At 61.7% G+C, this 6,440-nt stretch carries 6 protein-coding genes; 4 read left to right on the forward strand and 2 right to left on the reverse strand.

From position 1 onward, the window contains the following. Window positions 1–80 precede the first annotated feature (80 nt). Window positions 81–488, reverse strand: a complete 408-nt coding sequence (locus NUV89_RS26575; protein WP_017737215.1) for a PA2817 family protein — start codon at window positions 486–488, stop codon at window positions 81–83. Between the two features lie 75 nt (window positions 489–563). Continuing rightward, complete coding sequence (locus NUV89_RS26580) at window positions 564–3,011, reverse strand: acyl-CoA dehydrogenase (RefSeq protein WP_257783657.1); 2,448 nt, start codon at window positions 3,009–3,011, stop codon at window positions 564–566. Between the two features lie 158 nt (window positions 3,012–3,169). Between NUV89_RS26580 and NUV89_RS26585 the strand changes: the two genes are divergently transcribed. The 4 genes from NUV89_RS26585 (at window position 3,170) to NUV89_RS26600 (ending at window position 6,333) form a co-directional block, all read left to right on the forward strand. Continuing rightward, a complete protein-coding gene (locus tag NUV89_RS26585) occupies window positions 3,170–3,829 on the forward strand; it encodes a transglutaminase family protein (RefSeq protein ID WP_257783658.1) in 660 nt (219 codons plus the stop codon). A 43-nt stretch (window positions 3,830–3,872) separates the two neighbouring features. Beyond that, window positions 3,873–4,490, forward strand: a complete 618-nt coding sequence (locus tag NUV89_RS26590) for a glutathione S-transferase family protein (RefSeq protein ID WP_124525282.1) — start codon at window positions 3,873–3,875, stop codon at window positions 4,488–4,490. Window positions 4,491–4,624: 134 nt separating this feature from the next. Then, window positions 4,625–5,557: an ABC transporter ATP-binding protein gene (locus tag NUV89_RS26595; protein ID WP_257783659.1), complete on the forward strand. Its 933-nt coding sequence runs from the start codon at window positions 4,625–4,627 to the stop codon at window positions 5,555–5,557. Further along, window positions 5,554–6,333 carry an ABC transporter permease gene (locus NUV89_RS26600; protein ID WP_017737220.1) on the forward strand — a complete coding sequence of 260 codons (780 nt, stop codon included), beginning with the start codon at window positions 5,554–5,556 and terminating at the stop codon, window positions 6,331–6,333. The genes NUV89_RS26595 and NUV89_RS26600 overlap by 4 nt, the downstream gene beginning before the upstream one ends. Window positions 6,334–6,440 lie beyond the last annotated feature (107 nt).

Consider the following 6,440-nt stretch of genomic DNA (forward strand, 5'->3'; position numbering starts at 1 on the left):
ACTGACACACCGCCTTCGCGAGCAAGCCCGCTCCCACACAAGCCCGCTCCCACATGTTAGTGCAGCAGTGTCCGCAAGGATCAGTGCTTGCTCTGGTCCACCGGCATGGCCAGCAGTTGCTTTTCCTGGTTCCAGTCGAACGGTTCGTCGTTCTGTTCGGCTTCGAAGCGACGCTCTTCCAGGGCCTGGTACATGTCCAGTTCTTCATCGGGCATGAAGTGCAGGCAGTCACCGCCAAAGAACCACAGCAGGTCGCGCGGCACCAGGTGGGCGATTTGCGGGTAGCGCAGGATGACCTGGCTCATCAGGTCCTGGCCCAGGTACTGGCTTTCGATCGGGTCGATGGGCAGCAGGGCGCGCAGTTCGTCGAAGCGCTCCAGGAACAAGGTATGGCTTTCCTCGGGCACCTGTTCGGCTTCGCCGACGGCAACCAGGATGCTGCGCAGGTGGTCGAGCAAGACGAGATGATCGGCAACGACGTTGGACACGAGATAAGTCCTCTAAAGCAAAAACGGGCGCGAGAGTATATAGCTCAAGCGCCCGTTTTTATATGGCCGCTGGGATCAGCGGATTTTACCCTCAGCCTGCGTCAGCTCTTCCTTGCTGAAATCATCCACGTCGATCACCTTGCGCCGCGCCGCTTCGGCGTCGCGCAGGGTTTGCGCTTCGGCCGGTTGCAGCACGCCCGCTTCCAGCGCCGCGTCGATGGCATGCTCGTCGGCGGCCGGTTTGACCTGGCCGCTCTTGAGCGCGGTGTGCAGTTTTTTCTGCAGCGGATGGCTGGCGCCGAGCAGGTCGTAGGCCTGTTGCAGGGCGCCGACCGGATCGTCCGCCGATTGTGGGCGGTAGCAGCCGGCGAGCAGTTCTTCCAGGGTCGGGTCGCCTTTGGCGCGGCCAAGCACCGCCGCGACTTCGGCATCCAGCGCATCCGACGGCCCGGTGTGGCGGCGGCCGAACGGGAACACGATCACCCGCAGCAGGCAGCCGAGCACCTTGTTCGGGAAGTTGCTCAACAGTTCATCCAGGGCGCGCTCCGACTCGCCCAGGCTTTCTTCCATGGCCCAGGTGAACAGCGGTTGCAGATGGTCCGGCGAATCCAGGTCGTGGTAGCGCTTGAGTGCCGCCGAAGCCAGGTACAGGTGGCTGAGTACATCGCCCAGTCGCGCGGACAGGCGTTCACGGCGCTTCAACTCGCCACCGAGCAACATCATGCTCAGGTCGGCAAGCAGGGCGAAGGCAGCGGCCTGGCGGTTCAGCGCGCGGAAGTAACCCTGGCTCAAGCGGTTGCCCGGTGCCTTCTCGAAGTGGCCCACGCCGAAGTTCAGCATCAGGGTGCTGGCGGCGTTGCTCACGGCAAAACCGATGTGCTGCATCAGCAGGCCGTCGAACTCCTTGAGGGCCTGGTCGTGGTCTTCACGGCCGGCCAGGGCCATTTCCTTGAGGACGAACGGATGGCAGCGGATCGCGCCCTGGCCAAAGATCATCAGGTTGCGCGAGAGGATATTCGCGCCTTCCACGGTGATGAAGATCGGCGCACCTTGCCAGCTGCGGCCCAGGTAGTTGTTCGGGCCCATGATGATGCCCTTGCCGCCGTGTACGTCCATGGCGTGGCTGATGCACTCGCGGCCACGTTCGGTGAGGTGGTACTTGAGGATCGCCGACAACACCGAGGGTTTTTCCCCGAGGTCCACCGCGTTGGCGGTGAGCATGCGCGCGCTGTCCATCAGCCAGGCGTTGCCGCCGATACGCGCGAGGGCTTCCTGGATACCTTCGAAGGCGGACAATGGCACGTTGAATTGCTCGCGCACCTGGGCGTACTGGCCGGTCACCAGGCTGGTGAACTTGGCCGCGCCGGTGCCCACCGCAGGCAGGGAGATCGAACGGCCTACCGACAGGCAGTTCATCAACATCATCCAGCCCTTGCCGAGCATTTCCTGGCCGCCAATCAGGAATTCCAGGGGGATGAACACATCCTTGCCGGAGTTGGGGCCGTTCATGAACGCAGCGCCGAGGGGCAGGTGGCGACGGCCGATGTCCACGCCAGGGGTATCCGTAGGGATCAGCGCGAGGCTGATGCCCAGGTCTTCCTTGTCACCCAGCAGATGGTCCGGGTCATGGGCCTTGAAGGCCAGGCCCAGCAGGGTCGCGACCGGGCCGAGGGTGATGTAGCGTTTTTCCCAGTTCAGGCGCAGGCCGAGGGTTTCCTGGCCTTCCCATTCACCTTTGCAAATGATCCCGGTGTCGGGCATGGCGCCGGCGTCGGAGCCGGCCAGCGGGCCGGTAAGGGCGAAGCAGGGGATGTCATCGCCACGGGCCAGGCGTGGCAGGTAATGGTTGCGTTGTTCATCGGTGCCGTAGTGCAGCAGCAGTTCGGCCGGGCCGAGGGAGTTGGGCACCATCACGGTGGACGCCAGGTCGCCGCTGCGGGTGGCGAGTTTCATCGCGACCTGGGAGTGGGCATAGGCGGAAAAGCCCTTGCCGCCGTATTCCTTGGGAATAATCAGGGCGAAGAAGCCGTGGGTCTTGATATGCGCCCAGGCGGCGGGCGGCAGGTCCATGGCCTGGCCGATCTCCCAGTCGCTGACCATCGCGCAGAGTTCTTCGGTGGGGCCATCGATGAATGCCTGTTCCTCTGCGGTCAGTTGGGCCTTGGGGTAGGCCAGCAACTTGTCCCAGTCGGGGCGGCCGCTGAACAGTTCGCCGTCCCACCACACCGTGCCGGCGTCAATGGCATCGCGCTCGGTCTCGGACATCGGCGGCAGGACTTTCTGGAACCAGCTGAACAGCGGTTTGGTGAAGTATTGGCGGCGCAGGTCGGGCAGCAGCAAGGGCGCCGCAACGGCGGCCAGCAACACCCAGAAGATCAGCAGCAACCATCCTGGCGCGTGACTCCACACCCCCATCGCCAGCAGGTAGACGGCAACGACGCCCAGGGCGGGCAGGGGCGCGGTGCGACGGTGTGCCAGGTAGGCAATGCCAGCGACCAGAACCAGTATCCACAACAACAGCATATTCAATCCTCCGTGAAACCAGGGGCGAAACCACCCTGGAGCTTAGTCGGCATCCGAACAAGCGGGGTGATAGGGGTGTTACGAGATTTGGCCGATTCGTCGTTATCCCTCGGGCAGGCCTGTCGCTAGACTCCAGGCTTCCTTCGGAGATAACGCTCATGGATACGTACCTGAGTCCCAGCCGCTTCATCGATAGTGACCACCCTGCGGTGGTGGAGTTCGCCGAAAAGCATCGCGGTACCCGCGAGGATTTAAATGACCAGGCAGTCAGCCTTTATTACGCCGTGCGTGAGGCGATTCGCTACAACCCCTACACCTTCAGCCGTGACCCCAGCACCCTGAGCGCCAGCTTCGCCCTGGCCGCCGGCGAAAGCTATTGCGTGCCCAAGGCCACCTTGCTGGCTGCTTGCGCCCGCCACTGCGGCATCCCGGCGCGCATCGGCCTGGCGGATGTGCGCAACCACCTGTCCACGCCGCGCCTGCTCGCGCTGCTTAGAAGCGATGTGTTTGCCATGCATGGCTACACCGAGCTGTTCCTGCATGGGCGTTGGGTCAAGGCCACGCCGGCGTTCAATCAGCAGCTGTGTAATGTGTTTGATGTGCCGGCACTGGAGTTCGATGGGGTCAACGACAGCGTGTTCCACGCGTTCAATCGCCAGGGCCAGCGTTCGATGGAGTACGTGGTGGACCACGGGCAATTTCCTGACGTGCCCGAGGCGTTTTTCTTCGAGCATATCCGCAGCTGTTACCCACACCTGTTCACCGATGACAGTCCGCCCTTGCTCGGTGACATGCAGACCGATTTAAGCCGTGCCTGAACCGGCGTATGCTGCTGCGCTCACCACACAATAAGGCACGGTCATGCTGAAGATCTGGGGTCGTAAAAATTCGTCAAACGTCAGGAAAGCACTGTGGTGCGCCGAGGAGCTCGGCCTGGACTATGAGGCCATCGACGCGGGCGGCGCGTTTGGTGTGGTCGACACGCCGCAGTACCGCGCGTTGAACCCCAATGGCCGGGTGCCGATGATCGAAGACGGCGACTTTGTGCTGTGGGAATCCAACACCATCGTGCGTTACCTCTGCGCCAAGCAGGCGTCCAGTTGGTACCCGACGGACCTGAAAGCCCGGGCCAGTGCGGAAAAATGGATGGACTGGACCACGTCCACCCTCGCCGAACCGTTCAAGGCCGTGTTCTGGGGCATCCTGCGCACCCCCGCGGAAAAACAGAACTGGGACAGCATCCACGCGGGGCGCCAAGCCTGCATCGATGCACTCGCCACCGTGGACAAGGCCCTCGCCGAACAGCCGTATCTGTCGGGCAACGAGATCGGCATGGGCGATATCCCCTTGGGCTGTTTTGCCTACGCCTGGTTCGAAATGCCCATCGAGCGCCCTGCAATGCCCAACCTAGAGGCCTGGTACCAACGCCTGCAACAACGCCCGGCCTACCGCAAAGCGGTCATGACCGCGTTGACTTAATACTGACTATTAATACAGGTGACTGTACTTGTGCGGCGCAGGCAGCCACCATGCCTGTCATGCGCCGCCGTTGAACTTCGTGGCGTGCGCCTTCATCTATTCTTCCTATTCCCTTCTTTGGTGCGTATTCCGATATGAGTTCCGCTCTGTCCATCCGGCAGCTAACCAAAACCTACGGCAACGGTTTCCAGGCCCTGAGTGGTATCGATCTGGACGTTGCCGAAGGTGACTTCTTCGCCTTGCTCGGCCCCAACGGTGCCGGCAAATCCACCACCATCGGTATCCTCTCGACCCTGGTCAACAAGACCAGCGGCACGGTGAATATCTTCGGGCATGACCTGGACAAATCCCCGGCAGCGCTCAAGCGCTCCATCGGCGTGGTGCCGCAGGAATTCAACTTCAACCAGTTTGAAAAGACCTTCGACATCGTCGTGACCCAGGCCGGTTACTACGGCATCCCGGCGAAGATCGCCAAGGAACGCGCCGAGCAATACCTGACCCAGCTGGGCCTGTGGGACAAGCGCGACGTGCCGTCGCGTTCGCTGTCCGGCGGCATGAAGCGGCGCCTGATGATCGCCCGCGCACTGGTGCACGAGCCACGCCTGCTGATCCTCGATGAGCCCACCGCTGGCGTGGACATCGAGCTGCGTCGCTCGATGTGGACCTTTCTCACCGAACTGAACGAGAAGGGCATCACCATCATCCTCACCACCCATTACCTGGAAGAGGCTGAGCAGCTGTGCCGCAACATCGGCATCATCGACCACGGCACCATCGTCGAGAACACCAGCATGCGTAACCTGCTGGGCCAGTTGCATGTGGAAACCTTCCTGCTCGACTTGAAGAACAATCTGTCGGCGCCGCCGCAATTGCTCGGCTACCCGAGCCGCCTGCTGGACGGTCACACCCTGGAAGTGCAGGTGGACAAAGCCATGGGCATCACCGCGCTGTTCACCCAACTGGCGACGCAGAACATCGAAGTGTTGAGCCTGCGTAATAAAACCAATCGCCTTGAGGAGTTGTTCGTGTCCCTGGTGGAGAAAAATCTGGCGAAGGTGGCGGTATGAGTTCCGAACTGCAACCCAACCTTGTCGCGCTGCAAACCATCATCTATCGCGAAGTGAAGCGCTTTACCCGGATCTGGCCGCAAACCCTGCTGCCGCCGGCGATCACCATGGTCCTGTACTTCGTGATCTTCGGTAACCTGATCGGCCGGCAGATCGGCGACATGGGTGGTTTCACCTACATGGAGTACATCGTGCCGGGCCTGATTATGATGTCGGTGATCACCAACGCCTACGGTAACGTGGTTTCCAGCTTCTTCGGCAGCAAGTTCCAGCGCTCCATTGAAGAACTGATGGTCTCGCCGGTGTCGCCGCACACTATCCTGATCGGCTACACCGTGGGCGGCGTGCTGCGCGGCTTGATGGTCGGGGTGATCGTGACGTTGCTATCGCTGTTCTTCACCCACCTGCAGGTGCATCACCTCGGGGTCACCATCCTGGTGGTGGTGCTGACGGCGACGATCTTCTCGCTGCTGGGGTTTATCAACGCCGTGTTTGCACGCAACTTCGATGACATCTCGATCATCCCGACCTTCGTGCTGACACCGCTGACCTACCTGGGCGGGGTGTTCTACTCCATTACGCTGCTGCCGCCGTTCTGGCAGACCGTGTCGCTGGCCAACCCGGTGTTGCACATGGTCAACGCGTTCCGCTACGGCATTCTGGGCGTGTCGGATATCAAGATCAGCGTGGCGATCACCTTCATGCTGGTGGCGACGGTGGTGCTGTATATCGGTTGCGCGAAGCTGCTGGTGAGTGGGCGCGGGATGCGTACCTGACTCACTGACTGCATGCGGTCAGAAAATGTGGGAGCGGGCTTGTGTGGGAGCGGGCTTGCTCGCGAAGACGGTGTATCAGTCAAAGATGTATTCACTGACCCACCGCT

The organism is Pseudomonas sp. 18.1.10 (genome assembly GCF_024655625.1).
Taxonomy (GTDB): domain Bacteria; phylum Pseudomonadota; class Gammaproteobacteria; order Pseudomonadales; family Pseudomonadaceae; genus Aquipseudomonas.

What these genes read in the sequence shown, in the direction of transcription:
- NUV89_RS26580 (WP_257783657.1), bottom strand. Translation starts at nt 3,011, where the DNA reads ATGCTGTTGTTGTGGATACTGGTTCTGGTCGCTGGCATTGCCTACCTG.
- NUV89_RS26585 (WP_257783658.1), top strand. Translation starts at nt 3,170, where the DNA reads ATGGATACGTACCTGAGTCCCAGCCGCTTCATCGATAGTGACCACCCT.
- NUV89_RS26590 (WP_124525282.1), top strand. Translation starts at nt 3,873, where the DNA reads ATGCTGAAGATCTGGGGTCGTAAAAATTCGTCAAACGTCAGGAAAGCA.
- NUV89_RS26595 (WP_257783659.1), top strand. Translation starts at nt 4,625, where the DNA reads ATGAGTTCCGCTCTGTCCATCCGGCAGCTAACCAAAACCTACGGCAAC.
- NUV89_RS26600 (WP_017737220.1), top strand. Translation starts at nt 5,554, where the DNA reads ATGAGTTCCGAACTGCAACCCAACCTTGTCGCGCTGCAAACCATCATC.